This window comes from Paraburkholderia caballeronis (assembly GCF_900104845.1).
Classification (GTDB): domain Bacteria; phylum Pseudomonadota; class Gammaproteobacteria; order Burkholderiales; family Burkholderiaceae; genus Paraburkholderia; species Paraburkholderia caballeronis.
Genome location: NZ_FNSR01000001.1, coordinates 1,583,514 through 1,603,618, shown reverse-complemented (window position 1 = coordinate 1,603,618; position 20,105 = coordinate 1,583,514). Strand labels below are relative to the sequence as shown.

General features: G+C 68.4%; 17 protein-coding genes. 3 read left to right on the top strand and 14 right to left on the bottom strand.

Annotated features, from left to right (window positions below):
* Nucleotides 1-23 precede the first annotated feature (23 nt).
* The 11 genes from BLV92_RS07155 to BLV92_RS07105 are packed head-to-tail and all read right to left on the bottom strand — an operon-like array spanning nucleotide 24 to nucleotide 11,608.
* A complete protein-coding gene (locus BLV92_RS07155) occupies nucleotides 24-656 on the bottom strand; it encodes a cysteine hydrolase family protein (RefSeq protein ID WP_090543537.1) in 633 nt (210 codons plus the stop codon).
* Entirely contained in the window at nucleotides 653-2,734 is a 2,082-nt protein-coding gene (locus tag BLV92_RS07150) for a hydantoinase/oxoprolinase family protein (RefSeq protein WP_090543535.1), read from the bottom strand. Before BLV92_RS07150 ends, BLV92_RS07155 begins: the two co-directional genes overlap by 4 nt.
* Entirely contained in the window at nucleotides 2,731-4,458 is a 1,728-nt protein-coding gene (locus tag BLV92_RS07145) for a hydantoinase B/oxoprolinase family protein (protein ID WP_244283756.1), read from the bottom strand. The genes BLV92_RS07150 and BLV92_RS07145 overlap by 4 nt, the downstream gene beginning before the upstream one ends.
* Nucleotides 4,452-4,985: a LeuD/DmdB family oxidoreductase small subunit gene (locus BLV92_RS07140; protein ID WP_090543533.1), complete on the bottom strand. Its 534-nt coding sequence runs from the start codon at nucleotides 4,983-4,985 to the stop codon at nucleotides 4,452-4,454. The genes BLV92_RS07145 and BLV92_RS07140 overlap by 7 nt, the downstream gene beginning before the upstream one ends.
* The gene (locus BLV92_RS07135; RefSeq protein ID WP_090543531.1) at nucleotides 4,982-6,250 is read right to left on the bottom strand and encodes a 3-isopropylmalate dehydratase large subunit; all 1,269 of its coding nucleotides are present in this window, start codon (nucleotides 6,248-6,250) and stop codon (nucleotides 4,982-4,984) included. The genes BLV92_RS07140 and BLV92_RS07135 overlap by 4 nt, the downstream gene beginning before the upstream one ends.
* Nucleotides 6,251-6,253: 3 nt before the next feature.
* Nucleotides 6,254-6,964 carry an ABC transporter ATP-binding protein gene (locus BLV92_RS07130; protein ID WP_090543529.1) on the bottom strand — a complete coding sequence of 237 codons (711 nt, stop codon included), beginning with the start codon at nucleotides 6,962-6,964 and terminating at the stop codon, nucleotides 6,254-6,256.
* Nucleotides 6,961-7,716: an ABC transporter ATP-binding protein gene (locus BLV92_RS07125; protein WP_090543527.1), complete on the bottom strand. Its 756-nt coding sequence runs from the start codon at nucleotides 7,714-7,716 to the stop codon at nucleotides 6,961-6,963. The genes BLV92_RS07130 and BLV92_RS07125 overlap by 4 nt, the downstream gene beginning before the upstream one ends.
* Nucleotides 7,709-8,701: a branched-chain amino acid ABC transporter permease gene (locus BLV92_RS07120; RefSeq protein ID WP_090543525.1), complete on the bottom strand. Its 993-nt coding sequence runs from the start codon at nucleotides 8,699-8,701 to the stop codon at nucleotides 7,709-7,711. Before BLV92_RS07120 ends, BLV92_RS07125 begins: the two co-directional genes overlap by 8 nt.
* A 3-nt stretch (nucleotides 8,702-8,704) precedes the next feature.
* Nucleotides 8,705-9,577, bottom strand: a complete 873-nt coding sequence (locus BLV92_RS07115; RefSeq protein WP_090543522.1) for a branched-chain amino acid ABC transporter permease — start codon at nucleotides 9,575-9,577, stop codon at nucleotides 8,705-8,707.
* 10 nt (nucleotides 9,578-9,587) lie between these two features.
* Nucleotides 9,588-10,793, bottom strand: coding sequence for an ABC transporter substrate-binding protein (locus BLV92_RS07110; protein WP_090543520.1), 1,206 nt, complete (start codon nucleotides 10,791-10,793; stop codon nucleotides 9,588-9,590).
* A 20-nt stretch (nucleotides 10,794-10,813) separates the two neighbouring features.
* A complete protein-coding gene (locus BLV92_RS07105) occupies nucleotides 10,814-11,608 on the bottom strand; it encodes a GntR family transcriptional regulator (protein ID WP_090543517.1) in 795 nt (264 codons plus the stop codon).
* A 510-nt stretch (nucleotides 11,609-12,118) separates the two neighbouring features.
* On the opposite strand from BLV92_RS07105, the gene BLV92_RS07100 reads away from it, so the two are divergent.
* Nucleotides 12,119-13,309 (top strand): porin, encoded by a 1,191-nt coding sequence (locus BLV92_RS07100; RefSeq protein ID WP_090543515.1) that lies wholly within the window; start codon nucleotides 12,119-12,121, stop codon nucleotides 13,307-13,309.
* An 82-nt stretch (nucleotides 13,310-13,391) separates the two neighbouring features.
* Here the strand turns inward: BLV92_RS07100 and BLV92_RS07095 are convergent, their stop codons facing one another.
* From BLV92_RS07095 to BLV92_RS07085, 3 genes are all read right to left on the bottom strand, one after another.
* Complete coding sequence (locus tag BLV92_RS07095; protein WP_244283755.1) at nucleotides 13,392-14,876, bottom strand: metal-dependent hydrolase family protein; 1,485 nt, start codon at nucleotides 14,874-14,876, stop codon at nucleotides 13,392-13,394.
* Nucleotides 14,877-15,307: 431 nt separating this feature from the next.
* On the bottom strand, nucleotides 15,308-16,753 hold the full coding sequence (locus BLV92_RS07090) for a cytochrome-c peroxidase (protein ID WP_090543513.1): 1,446 nt from the start codon (nucleotides 16,751-16,753) through the stop codon (nucleotides 15,308-15,310).
* A gap of 171 nt (nucleotides 16,754-16,924) precedes the next feature.
* Nucleotides 16,925-18,769, bottom strand: coding sequence for a phospholipase C (locus tag BLV92_RS07085; protein WP_090543511.1), 1,845 nt, complete (start codon nucleotides 18,767-18,769; stop codon nucleotides 16,925-16,927).
* 513 nt (nucleotides 18,770-19,282) lie between these two features.
* Between BLV92_RS07085 and BLV92_RS07080 the strand changes: the two genes are divergently transcribed.
* Nucleotides 19,283-19,582 carry a hypothetical protein gene (locus tag BLV92_RS07080; RefSeq protein ID WP_090543509.1) on the top strand — a complete coding sequence of 100 codons (300 nt, stop codon included), beginning with the start codon at nucleotides 19,283-19,285 and terminating at the stop codon, nucleotides 19,580-19,582.
* A 157-nt stretch (nucleotides 19,583-19,739) separates the two neighbouring features.
* A complete protein-coding gene (locus BLV92_RS07075) occupies nucleotides 19,740-19,976 on the top strand; it encodes a hypothetical protein (RefSeq protein WP_373681837.1) in 237 nt (78 codons plus the stop codon).
* The last annotated feature ends 129 nt before the right edge of the window (nucleotides 19,977-20,105 follow it).

Sequence of the window (20,105 nt, the reverse complement as noted above, 5' to 3'; positions counted from 1 at the left end):
TGCCGCTATCCGTCCGTTGAGGGTCACGCCGACAGCCGCGCGACGAACGCGTCGCACGTCGTCACTTCGCCGACCGTGCGCAGGTCCGCGAGCGCGGTGTCGTGCGCCGCGCCGGTGGATGCCGCGCAGCCGTCGCCGAGCACCAGCACGCGGTAGTCGCGCATGTGCGCGTCGCGCGCGGTGCTCGCGACGCCGCCGTTCGTCACGATCCCGCAGATCGCGACCGTATCGATGCCGACGCGCCGCAGCAGCCAGTCGAGCTGCGTGTTGAAGAACGCCGAGTACGCGACCTTCAGCACCGACACGTTCACGAGCCCATCCAGTTCCGCGACGACCGCATGGCCCGCCGAACCCGCTTCGAAATCGCCGCGCGCGAGGAACGGCCGCAACTGCTTCAGATGCGGCGAGATCATCGGTTCACCCTCCGCGTCGGGCCATAGCGTGAACTGGCTCGCGACCACGTAGCCGCCGCGCTCGCGCAACGCGCGCGCAACCGGCGCGACGCGCGCGGGCAACCGGCGCGCCGCGTCGGACGCCGCGCCGCCGCGCGCGTACGCGCCGCCGTCGCCGATGAAGTCGTGCTGCAGATCGACGATCACGAGCGCGGTGCGCCGCGCGTCGAGCGGGGCCGCCGGGGTCGGCGTCGCCGCGCTCATGCGCCCTCCCGCGCCGCGATCAGCAGATTGCCGAGCGCATCGACGCGGCCGCTGAAACCCGGCTCCAGCCAGATCGTCGTATCGCCCTGTTCGAGGATCGCCGGGCCGTCCACCGTCGCATCGACCGGCAGTTCGAGACGCGCCCAGCGCGTCGCGTCCCACCAGCGGCCCGCATGGAACACCGGCTGCGTGCCGAGCGGTTCGGGCATCGTCGTCGCCGTCGGCGCGAGCACCGACAGGTCGAACTTCGGCCGCACGCCGATGCGCGCATAACGCAGGTTCAGGATGCGCACCGCGATGCCGTCGAGCGTGCGGCCGAACGCGGCGCGATAGGCGTGCTCGAAGGCGGCGCGGATCGCGTCGCGGTCGAGTCCGTCGCGCTGCACCTCGACGCTGACCGTATGGCTCTGGCCGACGTACAGCATGTCCAGCTCGACGTGCTCGCGCACCGCGTCGAACCCGACGCCCGCCGAGTCGAGCCGCTGCTGGCACGCATCGGCCATCGTCGCGACGCGCTCGCGCAGTTCGTCGAGGTCGAGGTCGTCGAGCGCGCGGTTGATCGTCTGCACCGCGTCGTGCCGCATGTCCGCGATCACGCAGCCGATCGCCGACGTGACGCCCGGAAAGCGCGGCACGATGCCGGTCGTGCTGCCGACCTCGCGCATCATCGCGCACACGTGCAGCGCGCCGCCGCCGCCGAACGGCATGTACGCGAACTCGCGCGGATCGTGGCCGCGCTCGATCGACACGAGCCGGATCGCGCCCGCCATCTTTGCGTTCGCGACGGTCAGGATCGCCTCTGCCGCCGCGTGCACGTCGAGGCCGAGCGGTTGCGCGACGTGCGTGTCGATCGCCTCGCGCGACTTGTCGATGTCGAGCCGCGCGAGCAGGCCGCCGCCGAGCGGCCGGTCCGCGCTGATGCGGCCGAGCAGCACGTTCGCGTCGGTCACGGTCGGCCGCAGGTTGCCGCGTCCGTAACAGGCCGGCCCCGGCACGCTGCCTGCCGATTCCGGGCCGACCTGCAGCAGGCCGCCCGCGTCCACCGACGCGATCGAGCCGCCGCCCGCGCCGATCGTCTCGATCTGGATCATCGGCGCGCGCACCACCATCCCGAAGTCGAGCGACGTCTGCGCGGACAGCGACGCCGCGCCGTCCGCGACCAGCGACACGTCGAACGACGTGCCGCCCATGTCGCCGGTCACGAGGTTCGGGAAACCCGCCGCGCGCCCGATTGCGGCGCACGCGATCACGCCGGCGGCCGGGCCGGACAGCGCGGTCCGCACCGGCACGTCGCACGCGGTCTGCCTCGACATGATCCCGCCGTTGCTTTGCACGACCAGCAGTTCGCCGCCGAAGCCGTGCGCCTTCAGATCGTTTTCGAGCCGCGTCAGATAACTGCCGACGACCGGCTGCAACGATGCGTTCAGCGTCGCGGTCGAGCAGCGTTCGAACTCGCGGATCTCCGGCAGCACCTCGGTCGCGGCGGTGACGTTCGCGTTCGGCCACAGCGCGCGCACCGCGGCGACCGCCTGCGCCTCGTTCGACGGATTCGCATACGCGTTCACGAAGAACACGCACACCGCGTCGCAGCCGCGTTCGAGCAGCGCGCGCGCGGCCGCCTCGACCTGCGCGAGATCGACCGGCGTGTGCAGCGTGCCGTCCGCGAGCACCCGCTCGCTGACCTCGACACGCAGATCGCGCGGCACGACCGGCTCGAAGCTGCCGCGCAGCCCCCACGTGCGCGGCCGGTCGCGGCGGCGCATTTCGAGCACGTCGCGGAAACCCTCGGTCGTGATGATGCCGGTGCGCGCCATCTTGCGTTCGAGCAGCGCGTTCGTGCCGACCGTCGTGCCGTGCACGATCGTCGCGATCGCGCCCGCGCCGCCGCTCGTTTGCTGTCGAGCGTCCGGGTCGCCGATGCGCGCGATCCCGTTCATGAACCCTTTCGCCTCCTCGCCGCGCGTGGACGGCACCTTGACGACGCGCGCGCTGCCGGACGCCTCGTCGAGCACGAACAGATCGGTGAACGTGCCGCCGACATCGACGCCGACGACGAGCGAACCTTGTACGGCCTTCATGCGTGCTGCTCCTTTTGTTCTGCGTGCGCCGCCCGCGCCTGGTCGTTCGCGGCGTTGTCCTTGTCCTTCGTTTTATCGTCCGTCACGTAGCCCATCGCGAGATCGCGCTCGCGCGCGGCCGCGGCGCGCGCGGACGGCGCGCCGTAACCGCCGCCGCCCGGCGTTTCGAGCCGCACGCGTTCGCCGCGTTTCAACTGGATGCCGCGCATCTTCGACGCCATCGGCGGCGTGCGCCATTCGCCGCCGTTCTGATAACGGAACACGTTCGGCACCGACTCGCTGCCGCCCGCGATCCCCTTCGGCGCGGAACGGCCGCGCTCGCCGAAGATGAACGCCTCGGCCTCGTTCTCCAGCAACTCGATCTCGTAGATCGCGCCGAGGCCGCCGCGATGTTCGCCGTCGCCGCCCGAGTCCGGGCGCAGCGCCCATTGCGTGAAGCGCACCGGATACGCGGCTTCGAGGATTTCGAGCGGCGGGATCGTCGCGGTCGAGATCGGCGCGTTGCCGTGGCTCAGGCCGTCGCCGTCCGAGTGGCCGCCGTGGCCGCCACCGAAGAAGCTGAACATCACCCAGCGCTGGCCCTGACGCGCGCCGCTGCTGCGATGGCCGGCGATCGACAGCGCGTTGATCGTGCCGTACGACTGCGCCATCGCGCGCTCCGGCACCGCCTGCGCCATCGCGCAGAAGATCACGTCGATCATCCGCAGGATCGTCTCGGTGTAGCCGCCGACCGGACGCGGCCGGTCCGCCGAGATCACGAGGCCGTCCGGCAGCACGAACGACACCGCATCGAGCACGCCCGCGTTCGCGGGGACGTCCGGGAACAGGTGCTTCAGCGCGACGTAACACGCGGCGATCGCGGTCGCGCGCGAGATGTTGACCGGCCCCGCGCACGCCGGCGACGTGCCGGTGAAGTCGAGCGTCAGCGCGTCGCCCGCCACCCGCATCGTCAGCGCGATGGTCAGCGGCTCGTCGCGCACGCCGTCATTGTCGAGGATGTCCGAGAACGGATAGTCGCCGTCCGGCAGCGCGGCGACGTGCGCGCGCATCAGCTTCACCGCGCGCTCGCGCAGCAGCGACAGCGCGTCGAGCACCGTCGCGTCGCCGTACGAATCGAGCAGGTCGTCGAGCCGGCGCACGCCGAGTTCGAGCGCCGCGAGCTGGCCGTTCAGGTCGCCCCACAGGCTGTCCGGCAGCCGCGTGTTCGCCTTCAGGATCGCGAGCACGTCGGCGTCGAGTTCGCCGCGCCGCACGATCCGCACCGGCGGAATCTGCACCGCCTCCTGCCAGCATTCGGTCGCGGCCGGGTTGTAGTTGCCCGGCACCGCGCCGCCGACGTCGTGCCAGTGCGCGGCCGATGCGAGAAAGCAGAACAGCCTGCCGTCGCGAAACACCGGCCGCACCAGCTTGAAGTCGTTCGCGTGCGTGCCGCCTTCGTACGGGTCGTTGAACAGCCACACGTCGCCGTCGACCATGCCGCCGCGCGTGGCGGCCGCGCGCATCGCGGCCTGCACCGCGAACGCCATCGCGCCGACGAACACCGGCAACCCGGACTTGCCCTGCACGAGCGTCGCGCCGGTCTGCGCATCGTAGATGCCGTGGCACGCATCGTGGGCTTCCGCGATGATCGGATTGAACGCGCTGCGGTACAGGGTCGCGTCCATTTCGTCGGCGATCTGTTCCAGCCGTCCCTTCAGGACGGCCAGCGTGACGGGATCTAGCATGAAACGGCTCCGTTCGGTTTGGGGTAACGCTGTCTGAGCAGATTGAGCAGGCCGCCTGCGTCGACCATGTCGAGCAGGAACGTCGGCACCGGCTCGCACGCGAGTTCGACGCCGTCCGCGCGGCGGATGCGGCCGGCGCGCGCGTCGATCGCGATGCGCTCGCCTTCGCCGATGCTTTCCGCTTCCGCGCAGGTCAGCAGCAGCAGGCCGACGTTGAACGCGTTGCGGAAGTACAGCCCGCTGAAGGCCGGCGCGACGACCGCGCGCACGCCGAGATGCACGAGCGCGGCGGCGGCCTGTTCGCGCGACGAGCCGATGCCGAAGTTCGGCCCGGCGACCAGCACGTCGCCGCGCGCGACGCCGGCTGCGAAGTCCGCGCGCGTGCCTTCGAGGCAATGCCGCGCGATCTCGTCGATGCCGAACTTCATGTACGCGCCGGGCGCGAGCGCGTCGGTGTCGATGTCGGCGCCGACGCGCCAGACGCGGTGCGTGTCGCCCGCCTGTCGAATGTCGAGACGGCCGCTCATGCGAGCACCTCGCGCGCGTCGGCGATGCGCCCGGTCAACGCGGACGCGGCGACCGTGTACGGCGAGCCGAGATACACGTCGGCGGACGCCGCGCCCATCCGGCCTTTGAAATTGCGTGCGGTGCTGGAAATCACCGTGCTGCCCTCGGGAATCGAACCGCCATAACCGGCGCACGCGCCGCAACTGGTCGCGAGCATCTGCGCACCCGCGTCGCGCAGCGCAGCCATCACGCCTTCGCGTTCGGCCTGTTCCGCGTCGCGCAGGCTCGCCGGCGCGACCACCAGCTGCACGCCGTCCGCGACGCGCCGGCCGCGCAGCACGCTCGCGGCCGCGCGCAGGTCGTCGAGCTTCGCGCCGGTGCAGGCGCCGATGTACGCGACCTGCACCCGCACGCCGTCGAACTGCGCGACGTCGCGCGTGTTCGCGGGGCTGTGCGGCGCGGCCACTTGCGGCGCGAGCGTCGCCGCGTCGAACTCGTGCGTTTCCGCCCGTGCGCCGGGATCGCCCTGCCAGCGGCCCACGTCGATGTCGGCGCTCACGCCGACGCCGCGCAGATACGCGACGGTCGTGTCGTCCGGCGCGATCAGGCCGGCCTGCGCGCCGAGTTCCGCGCTCATGTTCGACAGCGTCATGCGCTCCTGCATCGACAGCGCGGTCACCGCGTCGCCGCAGAATTCCACCGCCTGGTAGCGGCCGCCGTTCATGCCGAACCGGCCGATCATGTGCAGCATCATGTCCTTCGCGGTCACGCCGCGCGCGAGCCGCCCATGCCAGACCATCCGCAGCGTCTGCGGCACCTTCACCCAGATCTGCCCGGACACGACGACGCCGAGCATCTCGGTGCTGCCGACGCCGAACATGTACGCGCCGAACGCGCCGCCGGTCGGCGAATGCGAATCGCCGCCGACGCACAGCATGCCGGGCCGCAGATGCCCGCGCTCGGGCAGCACGACGTGGCAGATGCCGACGCTGTCGTACACGTTCGGCAACTGCTGCGCGCTCGCCCAGTCGCGCGCGATCCGCACGATGCGGCGCGATTCGTCGTCGGCTTCCGGCACGTAATGGTCCATCACGAGCACGATCTTCGACTTGTCCCACAGCGGCGCGCCGAGCGCCTCCAGCATCGGCTTCAGGCGGCGCGGGCCGCTCGAATCATGAAACATCGCGAGATCGACGTTGCAGGTGACGATCTCCCCCACCTCGACGGCCGGTTTTCCGCAGGCCGCCGCAATCAGTTTTTGCGCAAGCGTTTGTGCTACTGCCATCGACTACATCCCCAGATAGGCGCGACGCAGCGCGTCGCTCGCCATCAATTCCGCGCAGGTGCCCGAATGACGGATCGCGCCGTTTTCGAGCACGTAGCCGCGCTGTCCCGTTTCGAGCGACTGGCGCACGTTCTGCTCGACCAGCAGGATCGCGAGCCCTTCGCTGCGCAGCCGCTGGATCAGCGCGAACATCTCCTCGACCATCAGCGGCGACAGGCCGAGCGACGGCTCGTCCAGGATCAGCAGGCGCGGCTCGGCCATCAGCCCGCGGCCGATCGCGAGCATCTGCTGCTCGCCGCCGGACATCGTGCCGGCCGCCTGGCCGCTGCGTTCGTGCAGGCGCGGGAACATGTCGAGCACCCGCGCGAGGTTCGTCGCGCGATTGCGCTTGCCGCGCCGGAACGCGCCGAGTTCGAGGTTCTCGCGCACGCTCAGGTTCGGGAAGATGCGCCGCCCTTCCGGCACCTGGATCAGCCCGGCCGACACGACGTCGCGGTAGTGGCGGCCGGTCAGCACCTGCCCGTCGAACCGCACGCTGCCCTGCCACGCGCGGTTGATCCCGCAGATCGTGTTGTTCAGCGTGGTCTTGCCGACGCCGTTGCTGCCGAGCAGCACGACGATCTCGCCGTCGTCCACGCGCATGTCCACGCCGCGCAGCACTTCGGTGCGGCCGTAACCCGAGTGCAGCCCTTCGATTTCGAGCAGTGCGCTCACGGTTGTTCTCCTTCGCGCGCGAGCCGTTCGGCGGTGCCGTGGCCGAGATACGCCTCGATCACCGCCGGGTTCGAGGTGACCTCGCGCGGCGTGCCGCCCGCGATCAGCCGGCCCTGCGCGAGCACCCATACGTGCTCCGCGAGGCTCATCACCGCGCGCATCACGTGCTCGATCATCAGCACCGTGACGCCGCTGTCCGCGAGTCCGCGGATCACCGGGATCATCTCGTCGATCTCGCTCGGGTTCAGCCCCGCGAGCACTTCGTCGAGCAGCAGCAGGCGCGGCCGGGTCGCGAGCGCGCGCGCGAGTTCGAGGCGCTTGCGGCCCGCGACGGTCAGGTCGGCGGCCGGCTTGTCGAGGTTGTCCTTCAGGTTCACGCGCTCGGCCACCTCGTCGGCGGCGGCAAGCGCCGCGCGCCGGTCGCGCAGATGCAGATGCGCGCCGACCGCGATGTTCTCGCGCACCGTCTGCGCGCCGAACGGCTGCACGATCTGGAACGTGCGCGTGAGGCCGAGCCGCGCCGACTGATGCGGCGGCAAGCCGGTGATGTCGCGTCCCATGAACTGCACGCTGCCCGCGCCCGGCTTCAGGAAGCCGGACAGCAGCGCGAACAGCGTGGTCTTGCCCGCGCCGTTCGGGCCGACGAGCGCGGTGAGGCGGTTCGGCGGCACGTCGAGCGACACGTCCTGCACGGCGCGCAAACCGCCGAAGGTGATGGACAGGCCGCGGGCCTGCAACAGTACGTCAGACACGGGCCTGCTCCTTGCGCTGTTCCGCGTTCGCGGCCGGGCGCGACCACAGCCGCCGCGCCGACACGCCCGCGCCGGACAGCCCGCGCGGCATGAACATCACGATCACGACCAGCACCGCGCCGTAGATCACCATGCTGAGGCCCGGCAGTTCGCCGAACAGGTTGCGCGTGACCTCGCCGAGCGCATACAGCAGCGCCGCGCCGAGCACCGGCCCCCACAGCGTGCCGACCCCGCCGACGATCACGCCGACCAGCGCCTGCACCGAGATCGACGGGCCGAACGCGATGCCCGCGTCGATGTACTGGAACATCTGCACGTAACACGCGCCGGCCACGCTCATGAACGCGGCCGACCAGGCGATCGCACCGAGCTTCACGCGCACCGGATCGACGCCGACCGCGCGCGCCGCATTCTCGTTGTCGCGCACCGCCTGCAGATATGCGCCGAAGCGCGAGTGGCGCAGCCATGCGGTCAGCGCGAGCGCGCAGCAGACCGCCACGAGCAGCAGATAGATGTAGCCGCGCCGCGAACCGAACTGGAGGTTCGCGATACTCGCGTGCAGCGGCACCATCAGGCCGACGCCGCCGCCGGTGAACGGCACCGACACGGCGACGATCCGCGCGACCTCCGCGAACGCGAGCGTGACCAGCGCGAAATACGAACCGCGCAGCCCGCCGCGAAACGCGAGCAGGCCGACCACCACGCCGGCCACGAGACCGAACGCGATCGCGACCGGCAGCGCGAGCCAGGGGTTCCAGCCCCAGCTCAGTTGCGCGATCGCCTGGGTGTACGCGCCGACGCCGAAGAACAGCGCGTGGCCGAACGACAGTTGGCCGCCGTAGCCGCCGAGAATGTTCCAGGCCTGCGACAGCAGCACCGCGTACAGCGCCATCATCAGGAAGTTGAGCAGCACGCCGGAGTGCAGCGCCGTCGCGGCGCCGGCGACCAGCACGCCGAAGATCAGGATGGAACGAACGTCGCGCATCGGTTATGCCCTCTTGCCGAACAGACCCTGCGGGCGCACCAGCAGCACGATGATGAAGATCGCGAAGATGCCCATCTGCCCCATCGAATCGCCGAACCACAGCCCGCCCAGCGACTCGACCACGCCGATCAGCAGCCCGCCGAGCAGCGCGCCCGCGAAGCTGCCCATCCCGCCGAGCACGACGATCGTGAACGCGATCAGCACGAAACCGCCGCCGACCTGCGGGCTCACGTAGTAGCTCGGCAGCAGGAAACAGGCGGCCGCGCCGACGCACGCCATGCCGATGCCGAACGACAGCGCATAGACCTTGTCGACGTCGATCCCCATCAGCTTCGCGCCGTGTTTCTCGCGCGACACCGCGCGGATCGCGCGGCCCAGATCGGTCGCGCGGATGATGACGTACAGCGCCGCCGCGACCGCCAGCGCGCCGAAAAACGCGATCACCTTCGGCAGCGCGATCATCGCCGGGCCGATCTCGACGGTGGACATCGCATACGACGTGTCGATGTTGCGCGTGTCCGAATGGAACAGCACGAGCGCGAGGTTTTCCAGCACGATCGACAGGCCGAGCGTGACGAGCAGGATGTTCTCGTCGGAGCCGTGGCTCGCGCGGTTGATGACCACGCGCTGCAACAGGTAGCCGAACACGAACATCCCGGCCATCACGAACGGCAGCGCGAGATACGGGTCGATGCCGAGCCGGTCCTTCAGCAGATACACCGCGTACAGCGCGACCATCAGCGCCGCGCCGTGCGCGAAGTTGATGATGTGCAGCACGCCGTAGATCAGCGTGAGGCCGAGCGCGACGAGCGCGTACACGGCGCCCGTCGTGAGCCCGTTCAGCAGCGCCGGCACGAGGATGATGGGATCGAACATGCGCGGAACCTTAGCCCTTCAGCGGAAACACCGGCGCGACCTCGCGGAAGTCCGGCGGCAGGATCACCCGGATGTCGCCGCCCTGCACCTGCGTGAGCAGCGGCTGCGCGCCGGTGTTCTGGCCGTTCACGAAATGCGTGGGGCCGTACGGCATCAGGTGGTCCTTGAACGTGCTCGACGCGAGCGCCGCGGTGAGCGCCGCGCGGTCCGCCGACTTCGCGCGCTCCAGCGCGTCGGCAAGCAGCGTCGTCGCGGTGTACGTCATGAACACCTCGTACGAGAAGTACGCGCCCTTCGCCTCGACGCGCTGGCGCAGCGGCGCGACGCGCGGGTCCTTCGGGTTGAACCAGTGGTTGCAGTCGATGATGCCGTCCGCGACGTCCGGATACTCCTTCAGGAACTTGTAGCTCGACGCCGCGCCGCCGAGCACCGAGAACACCGCCTTCGGCCGCACGCGCTGCTGCTTCATCGCGCGCAGCAGCAGCGCGTATTCGTCGTAGTAGTTCGCCGGGATCACGATGTCCGGATTCACCGCGCGCATGCGCAGCACGATGTTGTTGAAGTCGCGCGTCGGGTTCGGGTGCTTGACCACTTCCTTGATCTCGAACCCGTACTTCGGCAGTTCGGTGCTGAGCAGCTTCGCGGTGCCGGTGCCGAACAGCGACTCCTCGTGCACGATCATCACCGTCTTCGCCGGCTTGCCGGCCGCGCTGTTCAGCGTGTTCAGGTATTCGACCGCGCGCGCGCTGCACATGTCGTAGCCGGGGCCGAAGCGGAACGTGTTGGTGAGGCCGCGCTGCACGATCTGGTCCGCGACGCCGACGTCGACGACGTGCGGCAGGCCGTATTTCGCGGCGGTCTGCGTGGTCGCGAGACAGATGGCCGAGGCATATGCACCGACGATCGCCGACACGCCTGCCTCGTTCATCCGCTCGACTTCGGCCGCGCCGGCCTCGGGGCGCGACTGCGCGTCGCCGAGCACGGCCTCGATCGTCGCGCCGCCGAGCGACTTGATGCCGCCGGCCTTGTTGATGTCCTCGATCGCGAGCAGCGCGCCGAGACGGCACTGCTGCCCCGAATAGGCGACCGCGCCGGTGACCGGATGCAGCACGCCGATCTTGATGGTGTTGCCGGCGGCCGCGCGGGCGGCCCAGGGCGCGGCCAGCATCGCGGCCGCGGCCGTCGACTGACGCAGAAAGGTACGACGCGAACTCATGAGATCTCCAGGCGGATATTTCAGTTGAATGTGGTCGATAACGCTTCGCTGACCCAGACCCGCGCGTCGATGTCGCCGACGCACGAAAGCTCCAGTTGATACTGGTAGCGGTCGGGCCGATACAGCCCCTGCAGCAGTTGCACCGGCCGCTCGTTCGTGTCGCGCACCACGCGCGTCACGTCGAGCAGCGCCGAGCCGACCGACACGTCGAGATGACGCGCGACCACCGCATCGGCGAGGCGCGCCGAAATGGTCTGCGTGGCCGCCCCCAGTTCGACGCCCGCTTCTTCGAGCAGCATCAGGAGCGGCTTGCGCTTCAGGTCGCGCGGCTTCAGGTCGACGAGCGCCTGCGGCACGTGCGTGGTGATGTACGACACCGGGCCGGAGCGCGTGCTGCGCACGCGGATCGTCTTGTACACCGGGTCGCCGGCCGCGACGTTCAGCGCCTCGGCGATCACCGGCGACGCGAGCACGACGTTGCTGTCGATCACCTCGACGTTCGTGCGCAGCCCCGCGTTGACGATGTTTTCGAGCAGCCCGGTCAGATGCGCTTTTTCCGGCGGCGGCGCGAGCTTGCGCTTCCGGCCCGGCTCCGCGCGCAGCGGCCAGGTGCCGATGCCGGGACGCCGGATCACGAGCCCGTCGGCGACCAGCATTTCCATCGCCTTCCTGATCGTGATGCGCGCGACCGAGAACTGTTCGGCCAGCTGATGCTCGCCGGGAACGCCCTCCTCGTCGAACTGGCCTTCCTGCAATTGCTCGCGAAGCACCAGGTAGATCTGGTGGTATTTCGGCAGAGGTAGTGTCGTTCCCATGGCGGCCACTCTAAAAGTGTCGTAATGTCGGGTCAATAGGACAAAGTGAGAAACAAACATTGTCCTCTATGGTAAGTCCGCATCGCCATCCGCGGCGCTTTCTGCCTCTCCCCTCCCTTCGCTCCAGCCCTTTCCCCGCAAGGCCGCGCCGGTGCTCGCCCGGCGCCCGTCCGGCGCTTTTTCGCCGCTGCTTTCGCATCCTCAAGATCGCGTCCATGAGACATTTCGACGTTCAAATGTTCCATTGACACAACAAATTCGGATGCTTAATTTGCATCGCAATTCAAGGCTCCATCGCGAATCGATGCGCACTTCGGCGTGTGCTTCGACGCGCGATGCGGCGCCGGTTCGTCGCCGGGCTGTCCCCCGCCCTGGCCGACGGGACGGAATTGAATTTTGTTAGGACGACGTTTTTTATGAAGTGCGCCTCGCGGTCGGCGAACGATGACCGCGGCTTGGTTCCCGGCTTTCTCGCACGGGGATTGAAATCAACGACTGGATGGAACAACGATGAAAAAAACACTTCGGTTAGCGGGCATGGTGGGTGCGCTCGGCGCCTGCGCGGGCGTCGCGCACGCGCAGAGCAACGTGACGCTGTACGGCGTGGTGGACGAAGGCCTGACCTTCAACACGAACTCGCACGGCGCGCGCCAGTACAGCCTCGTGAGCGGCGAGATCCAGGCGAGCCGGTGGGGTCTGAAAGGCACCGAGGATCTCGGCGGCGGCATGAAGGCGATCTTCGTGCTCGAAAACGGGATGGACCTCAGCAGCGGCAAGCTCGGCCAGGGCGGCCTGATGTTCGGCCGCCAGGCGTTCGTCGGTCTCAGCACGCCGTACGGGATGGTCACGCTCGGCCGCCAGTACGACTCGGTCGTCGACTACGTCGGCCTGTTCGAAATCGGCGACCAGTGGGGCGGCTTCTACACCGCGCACCCGGGCGACCTCGACAACATCAACAACTCGAACCGCGTGAACAACGCGATCAAGTACACGAGCAACAACTACGGCGGCTTCACGTTCGGCGGCGTGTACAGCCCCGGCGGCGTCGCCGGGCATTTCAGCCAGAACCAGATCTGGTCGCTCGGCGGCTCGTACTACAACGGCCCGCTCGGCCTCGGCGTCGGCTACCTGAACATCCGCAACCCGAACACGTCGTTCTACGGCACGAGCGCGCTCGCGAACACGACCGGCTCCGCGCCGCTCGCGACGCTGAACAACATCGCGTCGCCGGTGTTCTCGGGCTTCGCGAACGCCCGCACCCAGGAGGTGTATGCGGCGGGCGGCGCGTACACGTACGGCGCGGCGACCTTTGGCGGCACCTACTCGTACACGCGCTTCGACAACCTGGACGGCGGCGGCTCCGGCCCGAACCCGGCCGGCAACAGCGGCAACGCGATGTTCAACAACGTCGAGGCGAACTTCAAGTATCAGTTGACGACCGCCTGGCTCGTCGGCGCCGCGTACGACTACACGCGCGGCAGCTCGGTGCAGGGCCGCGAAGGATCGACGTATCACCAGGCCGCGCTCGGCACCGACTACTTCCTGTCGAAGCGGACCGACCTGTATTTCGTCGGGATCTACCAGAAGGCGTCGGGCACGAACTCGACCGGCGCGGCGGCGGTCGCGGCGATCAACGGCGTGACGCCGTCCGACAACAACCACCAACTGGTGCTGCGCGTCGGCATGCGCCACAAGTTCTAAACGGCCCAGCGCCGTCGATGCCGCGCCGGACCGACGTCGTCGATCCGGCGCGGTTCATTCGACGGTGTGCGGGCAAACCAGGCTACGCCGCCAGCGTGTTCTTGTAGAACCTGCCGCCCTTCATCACGACGCTCAGGCTCTTCGCGGGATCGGCGATCAGTTCGAGGTTCTCCAGCGGGTTGCCGTTGACGAGCAGCAGGTCCGCATACGCGCCCTCTTCGAGCACGCCGAGCTTGCCCGGATACGGATTGCGCCGGTCCGACAGCGCAAGCAGCCGGCCGTTCCCGCCGGTCGCCATCGTCAGCGCCTCGCCCGCCGAATACCAGCGCTTCAGTTGCGCGAGCATCGCGCCCTGGCGCGTCGCGAGCACCTGCGAGAACAGCAGGTCCGAGCCGAACGCGGTCTTGACCCCGTGTTTCTTCGCAAGCCGATATGCACCGTCCGTCGCGTCGATGATTTCGAGCTGCTTCTCGCGCACCGGGCTCGGGCGCGGCACGATCGCGCCTTCGTAGAACGGCTGGATGCTGAGCCACGTGCCGCTCTTCGCGAGCAGCGCGGCGGTCCGGTCGTCCATCAGATGGCCGTGCTCGATGCACTGCACGCCGGCCGACACCGAACGCTGGATCGACTCCGGCGTGTACGCATGCACGAGCACGTAGGTGCCCCAGTCGCCGGCCGTCTCCACCGCCGCGCGCAGTTGCGGCTCGGAGAACGTGACCATGTCGAGCGGCGCGCGCGGCGTCGACACGCCGCCGCCGCCGATGATCTTGACCTGCGACGCGCCCTGCATCAACTGCTCGCGCGCGCGCAGACGCACCTCGTCGGCGGTGTCCGCGATCACCGCGCCGCCCTCTTTCTCGATCGTGCTGATCTGGCCGCCGGCCTTTGGAATGTCGGACAGCGGCCGGAAATCGCCGTGGCCGCCGGTGGTCGTGATCATCGCGCCGGACGGGTAGACCCGCGGGCCGGAGATCACGTCGCTGTCGATCGCCTGCTTCAACGCGAACGCGGGGCCGCCCGCGTCGCGAATCGTCGTGAAGCCGCGCAGCAGCGTGCGCTCCGCCTCGGCGCTCGCCGCGATGTACACGTAGCCGAAGTCGCCTTGCAGCACCGCTTCGATCGGCAGCGCGGCGAGCAGCGCGTGCCAGTGCATGTCGATCAGGCCTGGCATCATCACGCGGCCGCCGCAATCGACGACCTGCCGGCCATCGGTCGAGGCCGGGGCCGCGGCGGCCTGGCCGCGCTCGATCCGGCCGACGCGATCGCCTTCGACGGTCAGCGTCAATCCATCGCGCAGCGCGGCGGACTGGCCGTCGAACAGCCGGAAATTCGTGAACACGATCGGCGCGGCCGGCGGCGGCGGCGGGCTCGCGCTCTGCGCGCCCGCTATTTTCGGCAGCACGAGGCTCAGCATCGACGCGGCCATCCCGGCGACGAAACCGCGTCGCGACAGGTCCGCGCTGATGCGGCGATTCACGTACAGTGCGCGGTCCTTGTCGCAGAAGCACCACGACGCATAACCGCCCATCCTGCCTCCACTGCTTTCACGGTCCTTTCTGGAAACCATGGTCCACCTCTGAACGTAGGTAACAGCATCAGGAGAAAGCTGAAGTCGCGGTAAATCCCTGGAATACCGAACGATAGGCTGCGGAGCCTGCCCGTGAAGCATAGTCGCAGTCCCGCGCGGGTGCTTTGTAGCTGCCCGGTACGCGCAGGAGTCCGAGCGTTTTGGCGTTTCGCCGGCGGATGGCGCGACTTCGCTGCCGTCCGCGCTACGGCGAAACAGCATTAAGCGCGTGCTGAAGCGTATCGGCAGGAGTCAGGCGGCGGGCCTGTGGAACGTCCGGGAGGACGCGAGGAAGGAGGACAAAACCGGCACGCCCGGGCATGTGAATTGCCCGAGGAATTGCCCGAGCGCGCCGCAGCAAAGCGCCGTTGGACGCCGGGGCGGCGCAACGCGACGAACCCGTCGCGCAGCCGCCCCGGCATACGGTCGAATCAAGGCTTGTAGCCGTCGTTCAGCGTGCCGATGAACGCGATGATGTCCTTGATGTCCTGGTCGGTCATCGCGGGCGTGTCGCCGGCCTTGCGGTCGAACGGCGCGTCGGCGACGTCCACGTTGGCGTGATACTTCGCCGGCAGATCGTCGTACTGCGCGACCTTGCCCGCCGCGTCGCGCGGATAGATCTTTTCCGGATTCGTCGCGCGCAGGTTGTAGAAGTCCATCACGTGCTGCAGGTCGTGATAAACGCCGTTGTGGAAGAACGCGTGGCGCGTCGCGACGTTGCGCAGCGTCGGCGTGAGGAACATGCCGCAGTACTGCGTCAGGTCGCTCACGTCGGTGCGGAACGGCCCGCACACGCCCATGTCGTAAAACGCCGGGTTTTTGTTGACCGGCAGGTCGCGGTTGCGCGGCACGCCGAGCGATTCGTATTGCGTGTCCGTGAAGAGCGGCGGCAGATGGTCGGCGGTCGGCTTGCTCAGGTGGCAGCCGGCGCAGTTCGCCTTGTCCGGATCGTTGAAGAGCTTCAGGCCGCGCAACTCGGCATGCGTGAGGCGGGCCTTGCCTTGCAGCCAGTAGTCGTACTTGCTCGTGAACGGATGGAACGACGGGTCCTCGAACTGGAAGCGGCCGACCGCGAACATCGCCTCGGCCAGCATCATGTGCGGCTTCTGCACGATCTCGTCGCCGAACAGCTTCTTGAACTGGTCGACGTATTTCGTCGCCAGCAGCTTGTGCATCACGTCGTCCTCGGTCGCGTTCGCCATCTCGACCGGGTTCAGCATCGGCGAGATGGCCTGCTTTTCCAGCGTGCTCGCGCGGCCGTCCCAGAACAGGCCGCCCTGCGGCACCATCGCGGGCGCGGCAGGCGCGACGCCGGCGGTCTTCACCGCGCGCTGCACGCCGCTCGCGGCGGCGGCCTGCTGCGCGATCGACGCCGGCGCGGTGTCGTCGTCGGCCAGATCCGGGCCGATGCTGAACGGCACCTGGCGGTACAGGTAACCGAGCGACGGCGGCGGCCGGTAGCCCGCCTGGTCGAGGTGCGGGCCGCCCATCTGCACCGACAGGTCGTTCGGCGGGCCATACGCGTGGTCGGGGCTGTGGCACGACGCGCACGACTGTTTGCCCGACGCCGACAGCGACGGGTCGAAAAAGATCTGCCGGCCGAGCTGCGCCATCGCGCTCAGCGGCTGCTGCGGCGGCAGGTGCAGCTTGACCGGCTGCGGATTCGCGCCAGTGATGTCTTCGACGATGTCGCCGATCGCGGGCGGCATCCGTTCGGGATAGATCGCCGCGTACGCGGCAAACGCGACGCATCCGGCCGCCACGACGGCCACGGCCCAGCCGAGCACGCGCCGCAGCGTTTTGCGGGTGGCGTCGGGGCTCGAATTGCCGCCCGAGGGCAGCGACGGAGGCAATGCAGTATCAGGACGAAGACTCATGGCGATAGATCAACAGGGATGACGCAATAAAAACGTCGAGCCAGTGCGCAAAACGCACTGGCTCGACCCTGGCTACAGGTTGTCCGGCCGTCCGCTCAAGCGGCGCACGCCGGCTTTCACCGACGCGCGCCGCCCCACGGTTGCGGCGCGGTCCATCCGGGCGGTCGCCGTTTAGTTCGACGGGGCGCTCGCCAGCTTGGTGCCGAGGTTCTGGTCGAGGAACACCGTCGGCGTGTCGCCCGTCGTGTTCAGCATCGCGCGGATGTCGCCCGCGGTCGCATCGAACGCGCCCTGGCCGAGACGCGTGCCGCCGAGCCAGTTGTCCTCGATGAAGCGCACGACCGACGCCTGCGTGATCGTCGTGTGGTCGACGAAGTTCTTCTTCGCCCACGGCGAGATCAGCAGGAACGGCGTACGCGTGCCCGGACCGCAACGGCCGTTCACCGCGCCGCCGTTCACGCCGGCCGGTTGCTGCGCGCCGCTGTCGGTACACTGGCCGGCGGCCGTGAACTGGTCGGCGCCCTGGAACGTTGCACCGTTGCCCGAGTTGCCCGCCGTGACCTTCAGCGTCGTGTCGAACGACGAGTGCTGGATCGTCGGTTTCTGATGGTCGTACCAGCCGTCCGAGTCGTCGTACGCGATGATGACGGCCGTGTTCTTCCAGTCAGGCTGCTGCTGCAGGAAGTTGACGACCTTCACGACGAACGCCTGCTCGTCGAGCGGATCCGAGTTGCCCGGGTGACCGTCGCCCACTGCCGGCGCCTTCAGGAAGCTCACCGACGGGAAGTTGCCCGCCGCAACCGCCGTGAAGAAGTCGTCCGTGTCGTACTGGTGGTGAACCGGCGTCGCCGTGCTGTCGAACTGCGGATCGTCCGAGCCGATGACCGACGCCGAGCTCGGGCGCTGGTGCGTCGGGTTGGCCGTCGACGTGTAGTACTGGAACCACGCATGGTGCTGCACGTAGTCCGGCACCGCCTTGCCGAGCACGTCCGACCACGTCGAACGTGCGCAGCCGGTCGTGCCGTTGTCGTTCACGGTCTGCAGGTTGAAGCCGCCCATGAAGCCGCCCCACGTGATCTTCGCCGCGTTCAGCAGATCGCCGATGTTCTTGCTCGACATCATCGCCGTCGGACCGGACTGCGGCGACGACGTCGCCTTTTCGGCGGCGATCGAGCACGTGTCGGTGGTCGGGTCCAGGTCGCCGATCAGCGACATGCCGCCCTGGCCGTCGACGATCGCGTTGGTCGTCGTCGTCGAGTTCGTCACGACGTTCGGGCTGACCTGCGCGCCATTGTTCTGCGCCGACACCACTTCGACCGCACCCGGCGTCGACGGGCCGAACGTGTCGGTCCACGCGTTGTCGCTCATCGCGAAGTTCTGCGCGTAGTTCCAGTACGCGGTGACGGTGTTGCCGTCGAAGTAGCCGAGCACCTGCGCCGGCGACGCGAATTCACCCGTGCTGCCCGGGATCGCGTTGGCCGCCGACGTGAAGAGCGGCGTCGCGTCCATCTTGCCGTTGTCGTCGCCGAGCTGTTCCGGCGTGTAGCTGTGGTTCTGGCTTTCCGTGTTGGCCTGAGCGCGATCCAGACGGAACGGCTGCGGCGTGACCGTCGCGGACAGCGCCACACCGCCGTTCGGCGCCTTCGGCGGCTCCGTCGTGATGGTGTTGATCGTTGCGTTGACGAGGTTCGGCGACCCGGCCGCTGCGTTCGGGTTGTTCGCGCCCGTCAGGCTCTTCGCGACCAGCGTGTTGATGTCGGTCTGCGTGTTCGCGGCCGCCGAGAACTGCGGCTCGCCCGCCAGGTTGCTCGCGGTCGGATACGTCGCGAAGTAGTGGTCGAACGACACGTTCTCGCCGTAGATCACGACGACGTGCTTGATCGGCGTAGCGGTTTTCAGGGAATCCTGCGCGGACTGCGCCGGAGCGGCCGGCGTGTCGTCGTGGCTGCTGCCGCACGCGCTCAGCGCAAGCAACGCCGCGGCAAACGGGATAGGCAAGAGGGATTTGCGGAACATTCAGTGGCTCCAGATTCGCGGGTCAGCGTCCCATGCATCGTGAGGTGCTGGGGATGTTGTTAGAAATACAGCCGGAAAGACTTACCGCATTGAAACTGCCGCGAATTGGACCATTTCTGCGTTACATTCCGGAGTTACTTAAATTTCCAATTCCTTTCCGATCATTCGTTTTGAGTTACATAAACGACAGCGGCGGTAAGGTAAATGCAGCGTCGAGTTCGATGCGCGCGCGGCCGATCTGTCAACCTGGCGCATCCGGTGCGCGCGGCCGGCAATGGCGGCCGGCAGGGGCCTGCCACGATGCGGTCAGCCGCAAAGGCCCGCCAGATTTAACGTTTGGCCCTCCTCACAGCGCGACTCGCCCCGAAAGCAACCGCGCATAAACGCGCCTCCACAGCGGCATAAAGCGACGAATCAAAACGAACGTTCGCGGCATGGAGCTTGCGAATCTGTAAGCGGACGGCCCGCCTCCGCATCCCGCGACTGTGGGCTGCCGCACAAAGAGGATCTGCGATGAAACAGCGAACGAAACACACAGCCGCGATCGTGATCGCGGCGCTCGCCGCCGTACTGGCGTCCACGGCGGTTGCGCAAAGCACCGAGACGCCGCGCGAAAACGGCGTCTATCAGTTCGGTGATGCGAACGGCGCGAACGGATCGGATACCGAACGGATGCCGCGCGGCACGCAGGAGGACCGCCGGCAGTCCGGCTATCCGCAGCCCGGCACCGCGGCGGACACCGGCGGCGTGGGAGGCTCGACGCAGAACACGGGCGCGTCGTCGGCGCCGAAGTTCGACGCGCAGAACAAGTGACGTCGGCATCCGCGATCGACGGCGAACGGCGGCGAACGCAACGAGACAACGACGTCGCCGCCGCTCCCGCCTCGCCGTGTCGATCCATCGCGCCAGCTTCGCTTATGATCGGCACTCCCCTCTTCCGTCCGCTTCGACGACATTGCCGATGAATCCGGTGTACATGGTCTATTGGTGCGAGCCGGGCGACGCCGCGCCCGTCCCGCATGCGCAAGGTTTCCCCGCCGATGCGATGTCGGACGCGCTCCGCTTCGCGGAGGCGCTGCGCGCGCGTCAGCATCGCGGCGAAGCGGTGTCGTTCGTTACGCTATGCTCGGAGCATCCGAACGCGGTCGGACGCGCCGGCGTTGCCGATCCGCCCGCCGATTACGCGTGGAAGAAGCGACGAGCGTAAGAGCAGCCATATAGCGGACGGTTGACGACACGCGCTTCGGCACGCGGGACGCCGCGAAGAATCGATGCCAACCGGATCGACGCGTGACAGGATCGGCCGATACGGCGATGATTACCGTTCGCGCCGGGC

What these genes read in the sequence shown, in the direction of transcription:
- BLV92_RS07155 (WP_090543537.1), bottom strand. Translation starts at nt 656, where the DNA reads ATGAGCGCGGCGACGCCGACCCCGGCGGCCCCGCTCGACGCGCGGCGC.
- BLV92_RS07150 (WP_090543535.1), bottom strand. Translation starts at nt 2,734, where the DNA reads ATGAAGGCCGTACAAGGTTCGCTCGTCGTCGGCGTCGATGTCGGCGGC.
- BLV92_RS07145 (WP_244283756.1), bottom strand. Translation starts at nt 4,458, where the DNA reads ATGCTAGATCCCGTCACGCTGGCCGTCCTGAAGGGACGGCTGGAACAG.
- BLV92_RS07140 (WP_090543533.1), bottom strand. Translation starts at nt 4,985, where the DNA reads ATGAGCGGCCGTCTCGACATTCGACAGGCGGGCGACACGCACCGCGTC.
- BLV92_RS07135 (WP_090543531.1), bottom strand. Translation starts at nt 6,250, where the DNA reads ATGGCAGTAGCACAAACGCTTGCGCAAAAACTGATTGCGGCGGCCTGC.
- BLV92_RS07120 (WP_090543525.1), bottom strand. Translation starts at nt 8,701, where the DNA reads ATGCGCGACGTTCGTTCCATCCTGATCTTCGGCGTGCTGGTCGCCGGC.
- BLV92_RS07115 (WP_090543522.1), bottom strand. Translation starts at nt 9,577, where the DNA reads ATGTTCGATCCCATCATCCTCGTGCCGGCGCTGCTGAACGGGCTCACG.
- BLV92_RS07110 (WP_090543520.1), bottom strand. Translation starts at nt 10,793, where the DNA reads ATGAGTTCGCGTCGTACCTTTCTGCGTCAGTCGACGGCCGCGGCCGCG.
- BLV92_RS07105 (WP_090543517.1), bottom strand. Translation starts at nt 11,608, where the DNA reads ATGGGAACGACACTACCTCTGCCGAAATACCACCAGATCTACCTGGTG.
- BLV92_RS07100 (WP_090543515.1), top strand. Translation starts at nt 12,119, where the DNA reads ATGAAAAAAACACTTCGGTTAGCGGGCATGGTGGGTGCGCTCGGCGCC.
- BLV92_RS07095 (WP_244283755.1), bottom strand. Translation starts at nt 14,876, where the DNA reads ATGGTTTCCAGAAAGGACCGTGAAAGCAGTGGAGGCAGGATGGGCGGT.
- BLV92_RS07090 (WP_090543513.1), bottom strand. Translation starts at nt 16,753, where the DNA reads ATGAGTCTTCGTCCTGATACTGCATTGCCTCCGTCGCTGCCCTCGGGC.
- BLV92_RS07085 (WP_090543511.1), bottom strand. Translation starts at nt 18,769, where the DNA reads ATGTTCCGCAAATCCCTCTTGCCTATCCCGTTTGCCGCGGCGTTGCTT.
- BLV92_RS07080 (WP_090543509.1), top strand. Translation starts at nt 19,283, where the DNA reads ATGAAACAGCGAACGAAACACACAGCCGCGATCGTGATCGCGGCGCTC.